General features: G+C 43.2%; 15 protein-coding genes and 2 pseudogenes. 10 read left to right on the forward strand and 7 right to left on the reverse strand.

All coding sequences use genetic code 11. The features are described from left to right. The first annotated feature begins 21 nt into the window (after positions 1–21). Both atpA and VL20_RS12190 read left to right on the forward strand, forming a co-directional pair. Entirely contained in the window at positions 22–1,530 is a 1,509-nt protein-coding gene (atpA, locus tag VL20_RS12185; RefSeq protein WP_052276648.1) for a F0F1 ATP synthase subunit alpha, read from the forward strand. A gap of 206 nt (positions 1,531–1,736) precedes the next feature. Beyond that, positions 1,737–2,684: a F0F1 ATP synthase subunit gamma gene (locus VL20_RS12190; protein ID WP_002789751.1), complete on the forward strand. Its 948-nt coding sequence runs from the start codon at positions 1,737–1,739 to the stop codon at positions 2,682–2,684. 337 nt (positions 2,685–3,021) lie between these two features. Here VL20_RS12190 and VL20_RS12195 read toward each other — a convergent pair whose 3' ends face one another. Beyond that, a complete protein-coding gene (locus VL20_RS12195; RefSeq protein WP_002740312.1) occupies positions 3,022–3,219 on the reverse strand; it encodes a hypothetical protein in 198 nt (65 codons plus the stop codon). Positions 3,220–3,314: 95 nt separating this feature from the next. On the opposite strand from VL20_RS12195, the pseudogene VL20_RS33770 reads away from it, so the two are divergent. The 3 genes and pseudogenes from VL20_RS33770 to VL20_RS12205 all read left to right on the forward strand — a co-directional run bounded on the left by VL20_RS33770 (position 3,315) and on the right by VL20_RS12205 (position 4,314). Next, a pseudogene (locus tag VL20_RS33770) lies at positions 3,315–3,497 on the forward strand (hypothetical protein). After that, positions 3,484–3,702, forward strand: coding sequence for a hypothetical protein (locus tag VL20_RS12200; RefSeq protein WP_043999501.1), 219 nt, complete (start codon positions 3,484–3,486; stop codon positions 3,700–3,702). The pseudogene VL20_RS33770 and the gene VL20_RS12200 overlap by 14 nt, the downstream one beginning before the upstream one ends. A gap of 387 nt (positions 3,703–4,089) precedes the next feature. Further along, positions 4,090–4,314: a hypothetical protein gene (locus VL20_RS12205; RefSeq protein WP_002763361.1), complete on the forward strand. Its 225-nt coding sequence runs from the start codon at positions 4,090–4,092 to the stop codon at positions 4,312–4,314. A gap of 197 nt (positions 4,315–4,511) precedes the next feature. Here the strand turns inward: VL20_RS12205 and VL20_RS12210 are convergent, their stop codons facing one another. Together VL20_RS12210 and ahcY are read right to left on the reverse strand one after the other, a co-directional pair. Further along, a complete protein-coding gene (locus VL20_RS12210) occupies positions 4,512–5,117 on the reverse strand; it encodes a DedA family protein (RefSeq protein WP_002769621.1) in 606 nt (201 codons plus the stop codon). Between the two features lie 257 nt (positions 5,118–5,374). Then, positions 5,375–6,652: an adenosylhomocysteinase gene (gene ahcY, locus VL20_RS12215; RefSeq protein WP_002795864.1), complete on the reverse strand. Its 1,278-nt coding sequence runs from the start codon at positions 6,650–6,652 to the stop codon at positions 5,375–5,377. Between the two features lie 243 nt (positions 6,653–6,895). On the opposite strand from ahcY, the gene VL20_RS12220 reads away from it, so the two are divergent. From VL20_RS12220 to VL20_RS12230, 3 genes are read left to right on the forward strand one after another with little or no spacing between them, the layout of a single operon-like run. Further along, complete coding sequence (locus VL20_RS12220) at positions 6,896–8,083, forward strand: ImmA/IrrE family metallo-endopeptidase (protein ID WP_052276649.1); 1,188 nt, start codon at positions 6,896–6,898, stop codon at positions 8,081–8,083. Continuing rightward, positions 8,083–8,337 carry a DUF4411 family protein gene (locus VL20_RS12225; RefSeq protein WP_052276650.1) on the forward strand — a complete coding sequence of 85 codons (255 nt, stop codon included), beginning with the start codon at positions 8,083–8,085 and terminating at the stop codon, positions 8,335–8,337. The genes VL20_RS12220 and VL20_RS12225 overlap by 1 nt, the downstream gene beginning before the upstream one ends. A 54-nt stretch (positions 8,338–8,391) precedes the next feature. After that, positions 8,392–8,748 carry a DUF4411 family protein gene (locus VL20_RS12230; RefSeq protein WP_284526127.1) on the forward strand — a complete coding sequence of 119 codons (357 nt, stop codon included), beginning with the start codon at positions 8,392–8,394 and terminating at the stop codon, positions 8,746–8,748. A 62-nt stretch (positions 8,749–8,810) separates the two neighbouring features. Here the strand turns inward: VL20_RS12230 and VL20_RS12235 are convergent, their stop codons facing one another. The 4 genes from VL20_RS12235 to VL20_RS12255 all read right to left on the reverse strand — a co-directional run bounded on the left by VL20_RS12235 (position 8,811) and on the right by VL20_RS12255 (position 14,083). Next, on the reverse strand, positions 8,811–9,482 hold the full coding sequence (locus VL20_RS12235; RefSeq protein WP_052276651.1) for a riboflavin synthase: 672 nt from the start codon (positions 9,480–9,482) through the stop codon (positions 8,811–8,813). Between the two features lie 15 nt (positions 9,483–9,497). Continuing rightward, on the reverse strand, positions 9,498–10,793 hold the full coding sequence (gene proA, locus VL20_RS12240; protein ID WP_052276652.1) for a glutamate-5-semialdehyde dehydrogenase: 1,296 nt from the start codon (positions 10,791–10,793) through the stop codon (positions 9,498–9,500). Between the two features lie 799 nt (positions 10,794–11,592). Further along, complete coding sequence (dxr, locus tag VL20_RS12245; RefSeq protein ID WP_052276653.1) at positions 11,593–12,765, reverse strand: 1-deoxy-D-xylulose-5-phosphate reductoisomerase; 1,173 nt, start codon at positions 12,763–12,765, stop codon at positions 11,593–11,595. A 484-nt stretch (positions 12,766–13,249) separates the two neighbouring features. After that, on the reverse strand, positions 13,250–14,083 hold the full coding sequence (locus VL20_RS12255) for an acyl-CoA desaturase (protein WP_052276655.1): 834 nt from the start codon (positions 14,081–14,083) through the stop codon (positions 13,250–13,252). A 119-nt stretch (positions 14,084–14,202) separates the two neighbouring features. Between VL20_RS12255 and VL20_RS12260 the strand changes: the two genes are divergently transcribed. Together VL20_RS12260 and VL20_RS12265 are read left to right on the forward strand one after the other, a co-directional pair. Next, positions 14,203–15,456, forward strand: a complete 1,254-nt coding sequence (locus VL20_RS12260) for a methionine gamma-lyase family protein (protein ID WP_052276656.1) — start codon at positions 14,203–14,205, stop codon at positions 15,454–15,456. Between the two features lie 398 nt (positions 15,457–15,854). Further along, a pseudogene (locus VL20_RS12265) lies at positions 15,855–16,736 on the forward strand (prohibitin family protein). Positions 16,737–16,878 lie beyond the last annotated feature (142 nt).

Consider the following 16,878-nt stretch of genomic DNA (forward strand, 5'->3'; position numbering starts at 1 on the left):
TACTTTTTCCCAGATTAAACTATGGTAGCTATCAGACCCGACGAAATTAGCACGATTATTCGTCAACAGATCGAATCCTATAACCAAGAAGTACAGGTCTCCAACGTGGGAACCGTCCTGCAAGTGGGTGACGGTACTGCCCGCATCTACGGCCTACAACAGGCCATGTCGGGAGAACTATTAGAATTTGAAGATGGAACCGTCGGCATCGCCCTTAACCTCGAAGAAGATAACGTCGGTGCGGTGTTAATGGGTGACGGTTTCGGGATTAAAGAAGGCGGTACGGTGAAAGCTACCGGTAAAATCGCTCAGGTTCCCGTGGGTGATGCCTTAGTCGGCCGCGTGGTTGATGCCCTCGGTCGTCCCATCGACGGTAAAGGGGACATCCTCGCCAGCGAAACCCGTCTGGTGGAATCCCCCGCCCCCGGTATTGTCGCTCGCAAATCCGTCTGTGAACCGATGCAAACCGGCATTACCGCTATCGATGCCATGATTCCCGTCGGTCGTGGTCAACGGGAGTTAATTATCGGTGACAGAAAAACCGGTAAAACAGCGATCGCCATTGACACAATCATTAACCAGAAAAGCGAAGACGTGATCTGTGTCTATGTCGCCATCGGTCAAAAAGCCTCCACCGTCGCCCAAGTAATCGACACCCTCACCCAAAGAGGCGCCATGGATTACACCGTGGTGGTGGCCGCTAACGCTAACGACCCCGCCACCCTCCAGTATATCGCCCCCTATACTGGAGCTTCGATCGCCGAATACTTCATGTATAAAGGCAAAGCGACCCTAGTTATCTACGATGACCTCACCAAACAGGCTCAAGCTTATCGTCAGTTATCCCTGCTCATGCGTCGTCCTCCCGGTCGGGAAGCTTACCCCGGCGACGTTTTCTATCTCCACTCCCGTTTACTAGAGCGCGCCGCTAAACTCAGCGATGCTCTCGGTGGTGGTAGCATGACCGCCCTGCCGATTATCGAAACCCAGGCCGGTGACGTTTCTGCCTACATTCCCACCAATGTAATTTCGATTACTGACGGTCAGATATTCCTCTCCACCGACCTCTTTAACGCTGGTTTCCGTCCCGCAATTAACGCTGGTATTTCCGTATCCCGCGTGGGTTCGGCGGCTCAAACGAAAGCGATGAAGAAAGTTGCTGGTAAATTAAAACTCGAATTAGCCCAGTTTGACGAATTAGAAGCTTTTGCTCAATTCGCTTCTGACCTTGATGCGGCCACCCAAGCACAACTGTCTCGCGGTCAACGTCTGCGTCAAATCCTCAAACAGCCCCAAAACTTCCCCCTCTCCGTTTGGGAACAGGTGGCGGTGGTTTATGCCGGTTTAAACGGTTATCTCGACGATATCGCCACCGATAAAGTTATCGATTTCTGCACCGGTTTGCGGGAATACCTGAAAACCAGCAAACCTCGTTACGTTGAGATCGTCAGCACTGAAAAACAACTCAACGACGAAGCGGAAGGCCTGCTCAAAGATGGCATCAACGAGTACAAACAGGCTTTTAAATAATCTCGGTAATCAGTAAATGAATGTTGGTAATGGGGGTTAGGTTTTGGGGGATGGGGTGTTGAGGTTTTGGGGTTTTGGGGTATGAGTTGAAATTTCTCTATCTCCCCATTTCCCTGTTTCCCCACCTCTCCATTCCCTCCTAAACCCCGACTCTTGACTGATAACTGATAACTGATAACTGATAACTGATAACTGATAACTGAATTATGCCTAATCTCAAAGCGATTCGCGACCAAATTCAATCGGTCAAAAATACCAAAAAAATTACCGAGGCCATGCGTCTGGTGGCGGCAGCAAAAGTGCGTCGCGCCCAAGAACAAGTTCTCTGTACCCGTCCTTTTGCCGATGCCCTCGCTCAGGTACTCTATAATCTTCAAGGTCGTTTAGCCTTTAGTGATGTTAATTTACCCCTGCTGGCCCAACGGGAAGTAAAAACCGTGGCTCTGTTAATAGTCACAGGCGATCGAGGTCTTTGTGGCGGTTATAATACTAACGTCATCCGTCGTGCCGAACAACGGATGAATGAATTAAAAGAGCAAGGGATTAACTATCAATTAGTTATTGCCGGCCGGAAAGCGGCACAGTATTTCGAGCGCCGGAATGCTCCCATTGCCGCTAAATTTATTAACCTCGAACAGATTCCCACTGCCGATGAAGCTGGCACGATTGGGGATGAATTGCTTTCCTTATTTTTATCGGAAACAGTCGATCGAGTCGAGTTGGTTTATACTCGTTTTATCTCCCTGATCAGTTCCACTCCGGTGATTCAAACCCTGTTACCTTTAACTACCCAAGGTTTAGCGGTACAGGATGACGAGATTTTCCGTTTGGTGACTAAAGAAGGAAAATTTAAGGTACAACGGGAAAAAATGGCCAGCCAACCGGCGCAGGTTTTTCCCCAAGACATGATTTTTGAGCAGAATCCCGTCCAAATCCTCGATTCTCTCCTACCTTTGTACTTAAATAACCAATTACTGCGCGCCCTCCAGGAATCGGCAGCTAGTGAATTAGCAGCCCGGATGACGGCGATGAGTAACGCCAGCGAGAACGCCAGCGAGTTAATCGGGACTTTAAGCCGTACCTACAACAAGGCGCGTCAAGCCGCTATTACCCAAGAATTGCTAGAAGTAGTAGCGGGAGCCAACGCTCTCTAGGTTTAAGCCATTTTTTCTTCTGATTATCAGTAGGAGTGATTATTTTCACTCCTTTTTTTATATAGGGTCTGCTGAAAAAGTTTTTCCTGGGGGTAGGAGTCAGGAGTCAGGAGTCAGGAGTCGGTCGTTTTAGGCTTTGTTGCCCTTGTTTTTTGTACCAAGCGATGTACTACAAGAAGGATAATGCAAGGTTTTTGAACGTCCCAATCCTATTTTCTTGCACTAACATCGGACTTTAACAGGTCAAAAGCTTTATTTTAAAAGGGTTTTACCATTATTCAGCAAACCCTATATAGGGCTTGCTGAAAAAGTAGGGACGAAGAACACCTAAGGATGATTAGATTGTTTTCTTAAGCACAATCTCAGAGCGACTATCAAAACCTAGATCCCCAATACCAACTACTTCCCAACCTTGAGAGCCCAAATCATTAAGAATTTGTAGCAAATCCGCTCCTACTTGGTTGCCATTCAGAAACCAGACCACAGCATTAGGTTCATTCTTTCCTACAAGAATCTGATATTGGAAAATAGCCATTTGACCTCTTGTATTGGGTTGCCTTTGGATCAGTCCAACGGAATTCTAGGCTCTTCTCGACTTTGTGTGATAATTTTTGCTTATAGAATCGTGAAATATTTACCTAGAAAGACTTTGAGGACTATTTTGCTGAAGAAACTATCAGTATAGACCCCGTTTCCACACAGAAACCAGAAGAGCCAATTCTAGACGAACTTTTCCAGGTAATACCCCCAATTAAGATTTTATTAAGAGTTCATTCTCGCACCTCTAGAAGTTTAAACCATGTCACTCGCTGAGTTAATTCCTCTGGTCAACAATCTGAGCCAGTCAGACAAATTATCACTCTTTAAAGTCCTAGCCACACAAATCCCAGACGCTGAACTACAATTCATCTTCTCCGCATCAGAGTACCCAATTTTGTCCCCCTACGACGCAACGGCAACTGCAAACATTCTGATGCAGATGATTCAGGATGACCAAGGGGCATCTGCTCATGCCTAGTACAGTTGAGTTTCCCTTTTCTGAGGATGAGGCATTACCGACAATAGACATCTCCAAAAATTATAACCCAGTCACAGCTTGCTTTCGGTTTGTGTACTAACTAAACAGTTCAATGGCTGTAATGTATATCTATCGTTGCTAATTCAATTTTACTGAAAAAATATGAGGCAATTAAAATAATTTTTATTCGGGTAGATTCCTTAACTAGAAAGACTTTTAGTCTTGAGATTATATTAGGTCGAGGTCTAATTCCTATCATTTTCAGTATCGTGCTTGTGTTTAGTATTGATGGAGAAAAGTAATGCTAATTTTTTTGAGAAAATTAGTTAAACCATGATTATAACATATAATTAATTTGCAAGAGTTATAGTTAACTTGGTTAGGGCTATGGATTTATTAAAAAATCGTTTTGTGCAGTCGTTGGGAGTCGGGGCGTTTTTTTACCTCCTAATGCTTTCCTTAAATTGGGTGGTGTTGTTCACCCTGAGAATTCTTGAATCTTTTTCTAGTTGGTATCGATACCGCGCCGCTCCCTATTCCTTCCAAATCAGTATCGGGGTGACGCTGGCCTATTTGCTGATCACGGCCGTCTTGAGTAGCCGGCGTGATTAGATACCGTTGCTGCAGCGTTGTCGGCTGTAAAACGTAGTCCAGTAGGGTGCGTTAGACGGCAAAAATTGCTGCTCTGACTGGAAGGTGACAATCCGTCGTAACGCACCACCTCTCATCAACATTTACTCATACCGACGGTTACGTTTGCGGATAATCCCAGTGACAATCCGTCGTAACGCACCACCTATCATCAACATTTACTCGTACCGGCGGTTACGTTTGCGGATAATCCAGAGGATAAACCAGATAACCAGGACAAGTAGGGCTATTTTTGACACGGGAGCCAGATATTCTTCCACAAGGGGGTAATTTTTCCCTAAAAAGTAACCTGCTGCCGTTAAAAAAACGACCCAGAGGGTCGTGCCGATGGTGGAGTAAACTAAAAAGGGAATCATCGCCATGTGATTCATCCCGGCGGGTAGGGAAATCAAAGTTCGTACTCCGGGGACTAAACGACAGAGTAAAACCGCTTTACTACCGTGACGGTTAAACCATTGATTAGCTTTTTGAATATCTTTAGCGGAAACGGTAATCCATTTGCCGTATTTATCGGCTAGTTTTTCGATTTTTTCCTCATCCACAACCCGACCGAGATAATACCAAGGTAGCGCTCCGACTACGGTTCCGACAATCCCCGCTACCACTGCCGGAATAAATTGCATTTGTCCCTCATGGACTGTAAAACCCGCTAGGGGCATAATTAATTCCGAGGGAATGGGAGGAAAAAGATTCTCTAAAAACATTAATAGGGCTATGCCTAAATAGCCCATAGAAGTCATTGTATTTGTAATCCATTCAGTCATAATTTTTTAGGATTTAGAAAACAGTTTAAAAGTAAAAAAAGGGGGTTGGGTGTTAGGGGTGGGGAAGTGGGGAAGTGGGGAAGTGGGGGAGTGGGGAAGTGGGGAAGTGGGGAAGTGGGGAAGTGGGGGAGTGGGGAAGTGGGGGAGTGGCAAGAATAAATCAAAGCAATCTCCTGACGACCGACTCCTGACGACCGACTCCTGACGGCTAAAAAACTGATGACTGAAAACTGATAACTGATAACTGATAACTGATATTAGGTTCCGGAAGTCCAGGAGTTGATATATTCTAATTGGGCTTCGGTGAGAGTATCGATTTCAATCCCCATGGCTTGCAGTTTCAAACGGGCGATTTCTTGGTCTAATTCGTAGGGAATTGAGTAGATGCCGGGGGCTAATTTACCTTTATTTTTAACCAAGTATTCTACACCGATCGCTTGGTTAGCGAAACTCATATCCATAACGGCGCTAGGATGACCTTCGGCGGCCGCGAGGTTAACTAGGCGACCTTCACCGATAACAACGACGGATTTACCGCTTTTTAGTCTATATTGTTGGGTAAAGTTGCGAACTTCCTTAACATTATCGGCTTTTGCGCCTAAAGCTTGCAGGTCGATTTCAATATCAAAGTGACCGGAGTTGGAAACAATCGCCCCATCTTTCATCAGGTCAAAATGTTCAGCCCGGATAACGTGCTTGTTACCAGTAACGGTGATGAAGATATCGCCTTCTTTAGCGGCTTCATCCATGGGCATAACCCGGAAACCGTCCATCGCCGCTTCAATGGCGCGCACGGCGTTGATTTCGGTGACAATTACATTAGAGCCTAAACCTTTGGCCCGCATAGCGACACCTTTACCACACCAACCATAACCAGCCACAACCACGGTTTTACCGGCGAGGAGGATATTGGTGGCGCGAATGATGCCATCAAGGGTAGATTGACCTGTACCGTAGCGATTATCAAAGAAATGCTTGGTTTCTGCGTCGTTAACGTTCATTGCGGGGAAGGATAACACCCCGGCTTTGAGCATCGCTTGCAAACGGACGATACCGGTGGTAGTTTCCTCGGTAGTACCGATAATGTCGGGTAATTGGTGACTTCTTTCTTTAACCAGGGTGGCTACCACATCACAACCATCATCGATGATAATCTGGGGTTTATGATCGAGGGCGATTTGAACGTGACGGTGATAGGTGTCGTTATCTTCCCCTTTGATTGCATAAACGGGGATACCGTAATCAGCCACTAAACAAGCGGCCACATCATCTTGGGTGGAAAGGGGATTACTAGCAATTAGTAACGCATCAGCGCCACCGGCTTTTAGTGCGATTGCCAAATTAGCGGTTTCGGTGGTAACGTGGCAGCAAGCGACTAAACGCAGTCCAGCAAAGGGTTTTTCGATGGCGTAACGTTCGGCTAATTGACGCAAAACGGGCATTTCCCGACCGGCCCATTCGATGCGCTGTTTGCCGATGGGGGCTAAACTAATATCTTTGATGTCGTATTTCTGTTGAACTGGTGTTGCTACCATAAGGGGTTTTCCTTAAATACAAGCCTCGGCTATTGGTTAATTTAACTTAACATTGTCTGGGGATTTTGGCTAATGTCAAGCTTTTCACCGGTTTTTTATATAGGAAAAAGTTATCAATCCCTCACTGACCTATCCAGAACTCGGTACATTGTCTCTATTTTGGGTAATTATATAGTACAATAAAACTACTGTATGATCTAAATCAAGCTAGAAATCTCTATCTCGTGATGATAAGATCGACTAATGGGCGAGAAACTGACAGGCGTTAATCCCAAGATAATCCAATGGGCAAGAGAAAGGGCGAGATATTCTCTTGAGTCTGTGGCACTCAAGTTTAAAAAAGATGTTTCTGTTATCGAGAAATGGGAGTCAGGAGAGGACTTTCCTGCCTATAGTCAATTGGAAAAGTTAGCAGAAATATATAAACGTCCTCTCGCTTTATTCTTTTTCCCAGAACCTCCCCTAGAAGCGGAGGAAAAACAAGAATTTAGAACTTTGCCAGACTTTGAAATCGAAAACCTGGCCGCCGATACTATCTATGCTTTACGACAAGCAAAAGCGATGCAATTGTCGCTACAGGAAATTAATAATGGTATTAATCCTAGTACCAAGAAAATCTTTCAGGATATTTCGGTTAGCTCTAGGGATGATTTAAGGATATTAGCCGAACAGATCAGAAATTATTTAAACGTTACTCTAGAAGAACAACTGACCTGGAATGATCAGGAAACTGCCTTAAAAAAATGGCGGAGTGCCGTGGAAGAAGCCGGTATTTTTATTTTTAAGCGTTCTTTTAAGCAGCGAGAAATTTCGGGATTTTGCTTGATAGATATTGAATTTCCGATCATCTATATTAATAATAGCACGGAAAAATCTAGACAAATATTTACCATTTTTCATGAATTAGCACATATTCTTTTGCAGACTAATGGAATTACTAAGTCTGACGATAGATATATTAATAGTTTGCAAGGAGAAAATAAATATATCGAGATATTTTGTAATAAATTTGCTGCGGAGTTTTTGCTTCCTAATCATGTCTTTTCTGAGATAATCAGAGAAACAATAGTTAACGTTAACGATAACGATAAAATTATCTCGAAAATTTCCAGTGATTATAAGGTTAGTCGAGAAGTAGTTTTACGAAAACTATTAGATAATAACTTAATCTCCCAGAAAGAATATACTCTTAAAGTAAGGGAGTGGTACAGTGAGCAGGTGGGAAAAAGTCAGGACAAAAATAAACAATCTGGAGGTGATTACTATGCTAATCAGGCGACATATTTGGGAGAAAATTACCTAAAACTTGTGTTCAATAAATACTATCAAGGCCAATACGATATCGAGCGTGTTGCTGATTATCTAAACATTAAAAAAGTTGCTACGGTGGAAAAACTTGAACAATATTTATTAGACAAAGGACTGTTTTGATGGTTTACATTTTTGACACAAGTAGTTTTAAGGTCTTAGGAAACTATTTTCCCAAAAGTTTTCCTACCGTTTGGCAAAAAATCGATTTGATTGTGTCAGAAGGTAAACTACAATCAGTACGCGAAGTGCTTAAAGAAGTAGAATATGGCAATAATAAACGGCTCTTCGGTTTGTGTTATGCAATGGACGGGGGATATAAGGGATGGAACCCTTATGTAGAAAAGCATTTGGCCATTTTTGTCAATTGTTTTTGATCTAGAGCGAACTAATCAATTAAATCTCTTACCAGATAAGGATTTAGTCGATTTATGCCCCCATATCGAATCATACCAAGTAACGAAGAACCTAATAAACAATTTGTTTTAGATTGGATAGACTCCAATAAACAAATATTTTTACCACCCACTGCTCAGGAAACTTTATTTATTCCTGAAATTTTTTCTATAAGAAACTTTAAGGATTTAGTGATTCAAAAAGCCAGATTACAAGGAAAGCCAGTGGCAGACCCATTTATTATTGCCGCTGCTAAGATAAAAGACGGTTGCGTAATTACCGAAGAAGCCTTAAAGCCTAATGCTCCCAAAATCCCCACAGTCTGTCAACACTTTTCTATCGATTGTACCAATGTTCAGGGTTTAATGGAGCGAGAAGGTTGGCAATTTTAAAACTAAAATTAATGGATAAATTGCCAATAAATTTATATGTTGAAAAGGCTTTTTCTGGAAAACTAATAACCATGTTCAGCCAGAAATTCTAGGCTAATCTCGCTAGGAGCGTGATAAGAGCGCATTCCTAGCAATTTTTCCACATATTTGCCTAAAATATCCCCTTCTAGATTCACCCAATCGCCTAATTTTAAATGGGAAAGATTGGTTTCAGCGTAGGTGTGGGGGATGACAGCCACTTTAAACCAGCTACCGGAGGCATCACAATCGGCCACGGTTAAACTAATGCCATTAACAGCTATACTGCCCTTACCGACGATATAACGAGCTATGTAGTTATTCCACTGCTCTTCTAGGGAACTAGGGGCAGCAAAGGTCATTTCCCACGAATTAGCCACGATTATCGATTCGACTAAACAACCAATACCGTCCACATGACCGGTGACAAAATGACCGCCGATTTTACTACCCACCCGCAAAGAGGTTTCTAGGTTAACGTTGGTTTCTGTGTGAATTCTTCGTCCCAAAGTAGTGCGCTGTAGGGTTTCCGGGGAAGCGGTGGCCAGAAAACCCTCTGAGAGAATTTCCTCAACTGTCAAACAAACCCCATCCACAGCCACACTATCACCAATCATTAAATCTCGGAGAATTGTATCAGAGGATACAGACAAATAAAGTCTATCGGCATCGACGACCCGAATTGTTCCCAAGGCTTGAATTAATCCTGTAAACATCGGCTTTTTTCTCGACTATAAATCCTTATGAGTGAAAGATTGGGCATTTTCCCCAGAATAATCGGCGACAATATGACCATCTCCGGCTAATTGATATTTGTAGGTCACTAATCCCTCTAATCCCACCGGACCCCGGGGAGGCATTTTTTGGGTACTGATACCCACTTCGGCCCCGAAACCGTAACGGAAACCATCGGCAAATCGCGTGGAACAATTATGAAAAACTCCAGCGGCATCGACTCGATCGCTAAAGGTTTTGGCCGTGTTAAAATTTTCGCTGACAATGGCTTCCGTATGTCGAGAACCGTAATAATTAATATGTTCGATTGCCGATTCTAGACTATCGACAATTTTAATTGACAGAATTAAATCACTATATTCGGTTTGCCAGTCTTCTTCTGTGGCCGATGGCACGTTAATCATCTGACGAGTTGCTTCATCTCCCAATAATTTAACCTTTTTTTCCTCTAATGCCTGGGCCACTGCGGGTAAAAATTGTCTAGCGATGTCTTGATGAACCAATAAAGTTTCAATGGTATTACAAGCGGCAGGATATTGGGTTTTGCCATCGACGGTAATTCTAATTGCTTTGCTTAAATCGGCTTCTTTGTCGATGTAGAGATGACAGATACCATCGGCATGGCCGAGGACGGGAATGCGGGTATTATTTTGGATATAACGCACAAATTCGTTAGAACCTCTAGGAATAATTAAATCGATGTATTGATCAAGTTTTAAGAGTTCCTTAATTTCTTCTCTTGTTGTTAACAATTGCACCGCCGCTGAATTAACTTTAGTTTCACTCAATGCCTGATGAATAATTGTTACTAAAGCTTGACAAGAACGGAGCGCCTCTTTCCCCCCTTTTAAAATAACGCCATTACCAGATTTTATCGCTAAACTGGTAATTTGAATTAAAGCATCGGGACGAGCTTCAAAAATAACACCTAAAACCCCTAAAGGACAGGTTATTCTCCGCAGAATTAAACCTTGATCTAATTCCCGGTTAATTTGCATTGTAGCTAAAGGATCTGCTAATTTAGCCACATCTCGCACCCCAGCAATAGCGGCTTTTAATTTGCCAGGACTTAACTCTAATCGCGCACATAAAGCTGGGGATAATTCCATCGCCTTAGCTGTTTGAACATCGGCGATATTCGCTTCTAGTATCTTATCAGCATTGGCAGTCAAAGCCTCAGCAATAGCCTCTAAAGCTTCATTCCTTTCTTCGTTAGTCAGGATAGCCAGTTGACGACTCGCTTGACGGGTTTCTCTGGCGATTTCGGGGAGGGATAGAGAAGTTGTAACCATAGAAAATTAAACGTAATAACCACTATCTTGTTTATTTTATCTTATTTTTGAGAAAGTTTCAGGGTCATTAGACCTCTGGTAAAAATAAAAAATTGTTGTTAGGAGTCGGTAGTCAGGAGAATTAAGAATCAATAATAATCAATTAAATGGTCTATTTACAGATTTTATGGGTGCATCTCATTTTTGTAAATCTACTGAGTTGGGATTTTTAAGGGGAAACTCCCTGCTAAAATTGAGCGTCATTTCCGATTTTATCACTCAATCCAAACCTTTGGGGGGTTCTACCCCCCAAACCCCTAGGGTTGATTCAAGGTAGGGTTGATTCAAGGTAGGGTTGATTCAAGGTAGGGTTGATTCATGAATCAACCCTACCCAAACCCCGGAGCGCATTAGCTTTTCGGTGAGATGCTTACACGCAGCTGCTGACACATTTGTAATCATTTAAGAGTCACTGATAATTGCTGACTGTCGGTATTTCTGTAAGTGTGATACCATTTTTCTTTATTCGTGTCCCTCTCCCTTTCTGGGAGAGGGGTTCGGGGTGAGGGTAATTAACCATCTTTGCTATTACTTTAGAAAAATGGCATAAGATGCACCTGATTTTAGGCAATTTAATCCTTATTTTTGCCAGTTTTGAAACCTCAAAAATTAATTAGCCAAGAGGTTTATTGAAGGTTATCAACCCTTGTCATGATCATCATAAATCTAGTTAACTAGAAAAAATAGCCGAAATTAGTGTTTTTTCTATCCTATATCTGTAGAGACATTAGAGTTAACATCCCTACAGAATCTAGACTATCTAGACCAGATTGGTAATCAGACAGTTAGATACCTCTTGACGCGCCCAATTATCGGCGGCTAAAATGTCATCTAGGCTAGGGGTAGAAGTGTTATGAATCGCAAAACGATCGCACACTTTTTCAATCACCCGGGGAATATCTAAGAAACTAATCTTTTCTTCTAAAAATAATGCTACCGCTTGTTCATTGGCTGCGTTTAATACTGCTGGCATTGCCCCACCCGCGCGGCCGGCTGCGTAGGCTAATCCCATACAGGGATATTTTTGATGATCGGGTTCTTTGAAGGTTAAACTGCCGGCTTTAACTAAATTTAAAGGTTCCCAATCCGTATAAATTCTTTCAGGCCAAGACAAAGCATATAACAGGGGTAAACGCATATCGGGCCAGCCTAACTGGGCTAAAACTGAGGTATCCTGTAACTCAATTAAAGAGTGAATAATACTTTGGGGATGAATAACAATATCGATCGCATTATAATCGACACCAAATAAATAATGAGCTTCGATAACTTCTAGACCTTTATTCATTAAAGTAGCCGAATCGATGGTGATTTTTCTGCCCATAGACCAGTTGGGATGTTTGAGGGCATCAGCTACGGTTACTTGCGGCAATTTTTCCACGGGTAAATCGCGAAAAGCACCCCCAGAAGCAGTGAGAATAATCTTTTTTAATCCCCCAGTGGGAACTCCCTGTAAACATTGAAAAATAGCTGAATGTTCCGAATCGGCAGGTAATAATTTAACTCGGTGTTTTTCCACTAAAGGCAGCACCACTGGACCGCCAGCAATCAGGGTTTCTTTATTAGCGAGGGCAATATCTTTACCAGCAGTAATAGCGGCAATTGTCGGCAGCAATCCCGCACAACCGACAATTCCCGTGACGACGCTTTCGGAATCGCCATAACGGGCCACTTCGATTACTCCTTCCTTTCCTGCTAGGATAATCGGCGTATAGTCAAGGTCGGAAATTAGGCTTTTTAGGTCTTCTAGTTGACTTTCGTTATTAATCGCCACGATTTGCGGGCGAAATTGCCGAATTTGCTCCGATAGTAGTTGAATATTATTACCCGTGGCTAATCCCACCACTTGAAACTTATCGGGATGATCGGTGACAATATCGAGAGTTTGAGTTCCGATCGAGCCTGTAGAGCCTAAAATCGAGATTTTTTTCATTAGAAACTTACTATAATTTGGGGATTAGCTTTAAATATACGTTCTCTGGGGTCTTTCTGGCACATTAGAGTAAATATTAAATATTTGTTAAAAAAGTTGATAGTTTGACCTTTTTATGCTATTGGTTAGAAAAAGTTAGCGATAGAGATGGTGACGGAGAAGAAATCGAATAGAAAGGCCAATGGATTAGGCTGTCTAGCGGGGGGTCTGGTTTTTTGCCTCTTATTTCCCCTGTGTTTTTTCTTTTTTGGTTGGTTATCCTTCGCTCTTGGGATGAGTTGTGCTTTCCCCAGTCAATGTTCGACAGAGGGGGAAATAATCAAGTTTATCCTATCAATGATTTCGTTTTTTGGGGGAGGATTCGCCGTACCTATATTCCTCAGTTGTGCCGTTGGAAAAGCCGTCAGATTTGGGTTAAGTCGGAGAAAAAATAACCGAACTTAAACATAAGTTCGGCTAGATTTAATTTAACAACTGGATAAAACTAACTTTCTGTCGCCGTTGCTGTGGTGGGAGGCAACTTAATATTAGTAGCTAATCCCAGAATTTGCAGCAGACGGATGGTCATCCAAGTCAGGTCAACTTCCCACCATTGTAGGCCATGACGGGCAGAATACTGATAGGCATGGTGATTATTGTGCCAACCTTCACCGAAAGTTAAGAGGGCAACCCACCAACAATTTTTAGAATTATCGTGGGATTCATGGCTAACATAACCGAATTTGTGGGTGGCGCTGTTGACAAACCAAGTAGAGTGGAAAACTAAGACCAAGCGAACAAAAATTCCCCAAATTACAAACGGCCAACCACCCATAGCATAGAGAATTAAGCCTAAAACAATTTGGATAGGAACAAAATAATTTTGACAGAATTTATAGAAAGGATCGTCGGCGATATCCTGGGTAAAACGGGCAATTTCTTCGTCGGCAGGAATTTCGTGTAACATCCAACCCATGTGACTCCACCAGAAACCTTTATTAGAATCGTGGGGATCGGGAGCAGTATCAGAATATTTATGATGAAGACGATGTAAACCTATCCATGCGATCGCACCCCCCTGACAAGCGAGGGTTCCGCACAAAACCAGAAAGTATTCTAACCATTTGGGAGTCTTAAAACTCCGATGGGAGACCAAACGATGAAAACCGAGGGTAATTCCTAAACCCCCGGTAATCCAATAGAGAATCAATGTCACTCCCACAGCACCCCAGCTAAAATTGCTAGGTAAGAAGGCTAAAAGAGCCACTAAGTGGATAAAAGCCATGTAGATGAGAGTCACCCAGTCAATGGGAAGTTTTTCGGAAGTCGCAACAGTCATTGAATAACCCAAAGGGAAACAACAGGAGACAGAGCATCATCGTCTTATCTGTCTCGATTTGACACAGGGGGAACTTTGACGCTTAATGAATAGTAACAAATATCACAGTCTATTGTTTGATGGATATCCCCCCTCTACTCCACAGGGCAGAAAAGGCCTTACTCCCCATCTTTTCGGAAATTGACGCACAGGTCAAGGAAAATCTCCGTCAAGTCCTCTGCGCTTTCCGTGCAAACCGCGTCGGGGTGCATCATTTTGCTAGTGTTAGTGGTTATGGTCATGATGACTTGGGACGGGATACTTTAGATCAAGTGTTCGCCCAAGCCCTGGGGGCCGAAAAGGCGGCGGTGCGGGTACAATTTGTTTCAGGAACCCATGCGATCGCCTGTGCCTTGTATGGGGTTCTTCGACCGGGGGATGAGATGTTAGCGGTAGCGGGTGCGCCCTACGATACCCTAGAGGAAGTAATTGGAATTAGGGGCAGTGGTCAAGGCTCTTTAAAGGATTTTGGCGTTAGTTATCGGCAATTAGAGCTAGATTCTACTGGTGCGATCGATTGGTTGGCCTTGGCCACAGCAGTGAAACCCCAAACCCGTTTAGTCCATATTCAAAGATCCTGCGGTTATTCCTGGCGATCGAGTTTGTCTATTGACGAAATCGAGAGAATTGTCCGTATAGTTAAACAACAAAACCCGAATACGGTCTGTTTTGTCGATAATTGCTATGGAGAATTTATCAACACCCAAGAACCCACCGACGTGGGGGCAGATCTGATGGCCGGTTCTCTCATTAAAAATCCAGGAGGTACAATCGTCACGGCCGGGGGATACATAGCAGGTAAAGCGGAATTAGTGGAAATGGCCTGCTATCGTCTGACAGCACCGGGGATCGGTAGCGAGGGAGGGGCAACTTTTGACCAAAATCGTCTCCTTTATCAGGGATTGTTTCTAGCGCCGCAAATGGTGGGAGAAGCGATGAAAGGCAGTCATTTAATCGCCTATGTGGGCGATAAGTTGGGTTATCCGGTCAATCCCGCTCCTTTTGTGCCTCGACGCGATATTATTCAAGCGATTAAACTCGGTTCCCCCGATAAGCTGATTGCCTTCTGTAAAGCCATTCAAGCCTATTCTCCCATCGGTTCCTACTTGGACCCCATTCCTGCCCAAATGCCGGGCTATGAGAGCCAAGTAGTGATGGCTGGTGGCACGTTTATCGATGGTAGCACCTCGGAATTCTCCGCCGATGGACCCCTCCGGGAACCCTATATCGTTTTTTGTCAGGGGGGAACCCATTGGACCCATATTTCTCTAGCTTTAGAACAAGCGATCGCTGCTTTGTTGAATGGTTCCCCTAACCTTTCTTCTCTCCCTTAGTTAAAATCCTAACTTCCTGTCTTTGTGGTTAACAAAAAGTAAAACGTAGGGTGCGTTAGACAGCCAAAATTGCTGCTGTGACTGGAGGGTAACAATCCCTCGTAACGCACCACCTATCATCGACTGTGATTGTGTGATGTATGATTGAAGTAACGCACCACCTATCATCAACTAAGTAGCCGGTTACAATTAAAGATAAAATACAAAGAACCAGAAGCTTGTCCCACTATCTAAAAATTAATTGAGATTACTTACTTATAATAAGTAGTCATGCAAAATTAATTACCTGCCCGATCGAGCTAAAACCCTTACGGGGCAATGATCGTCATGTGTAAATAATTTTGCCTAGGTACTTAACAGTGCTACGATAAAACCGATCAAATATCTAAGGAGTTGTCATGAATTACAATCGCAATATGTTCCCATTCATAGCGGGGGGAATTTTAATATTAGCTTTTACTACCATACTGCGCCCTTTTGCCGTTATTGATACCGGCGAACGCGGCGTTGTCATGTACTTTGGCAAAGTGCAGAAACAAATCCTCGATGAAGGAATTCATCCTGTTATACCGATTGTCACCAAGATCAAGACCCTCAACGTTCGAGTGCAAACAACGGAAGTAAAGGCAAAAGGAGCTTCTAAAGATTTGCAAGATGTGGAAACAACTATTATCGTTAACTGGCACATCGACCCCGACAAAGTCAATCAGATTTATCAACAAGTTGGGGATATCAATGCGATTGTCTCTGGTATTATCAACCCAGCAGTATCGGAAATTGTCAAAGCGGCAACAGCACAACGTCCCGTACAAAATATCTTGCAAGAGCGAGGAGAACTCAAACGTGAAATTGACACTTCCCTCGCCCAAAGACTGAGACGTTATGGGATAATTATCAATGATGTATCTCTCGTTAATTTTGGTTTTTCCGAAGAGTTTAACGCAGCGATTGAAGCCAAACAAGTAGCGGAACAAAAGGCACAAGAAGCTGCTTTTCGCGCACAACAAGCAGAACAGGAAGCGAAAGCGGAAATCAACCGCGCAAAGGGACAGGCAGAAGCTCAAAAACTATTGCGCCAAAACCTAAGTACCTAGGCAAAATTATTTACACATGACGAACATTGCCCCGTAAGGGTTTTAGCTCGATCGGGCAGGTAATTAATTTTGCATGACTACTTAACACCAGAAATTTTACAACAACGAGCAATCGAAAAGTGGGATGGACGTTTTCCTGTCGTCATGGGTGGTTCAGGCTCCCTTCCCCTGATCAACATCGGGTAATGATTCGGTAGTAGTGGTGTAGCCCTCTTGCTTACCTGGTATGAATTGTGTAAAATATTTATTAATAAAAATAATTGGAACCCGATCAGTCTTTAAACCTCTAGCTTGATTATGACTTTTCTGATAAATATCTTTTTCTGGC

The sequence above is a fragment of the Microcystis panniformis FACHB-1757 genome, assembly GCF_001264245.1.
Classification (GTDB): domain Bacteria; phylum Cyanobacteriota; class Cyanobacteriia; order Cyanobacteriales; family Microcystaceae; genus Microcystis; species Microcystis panniformis.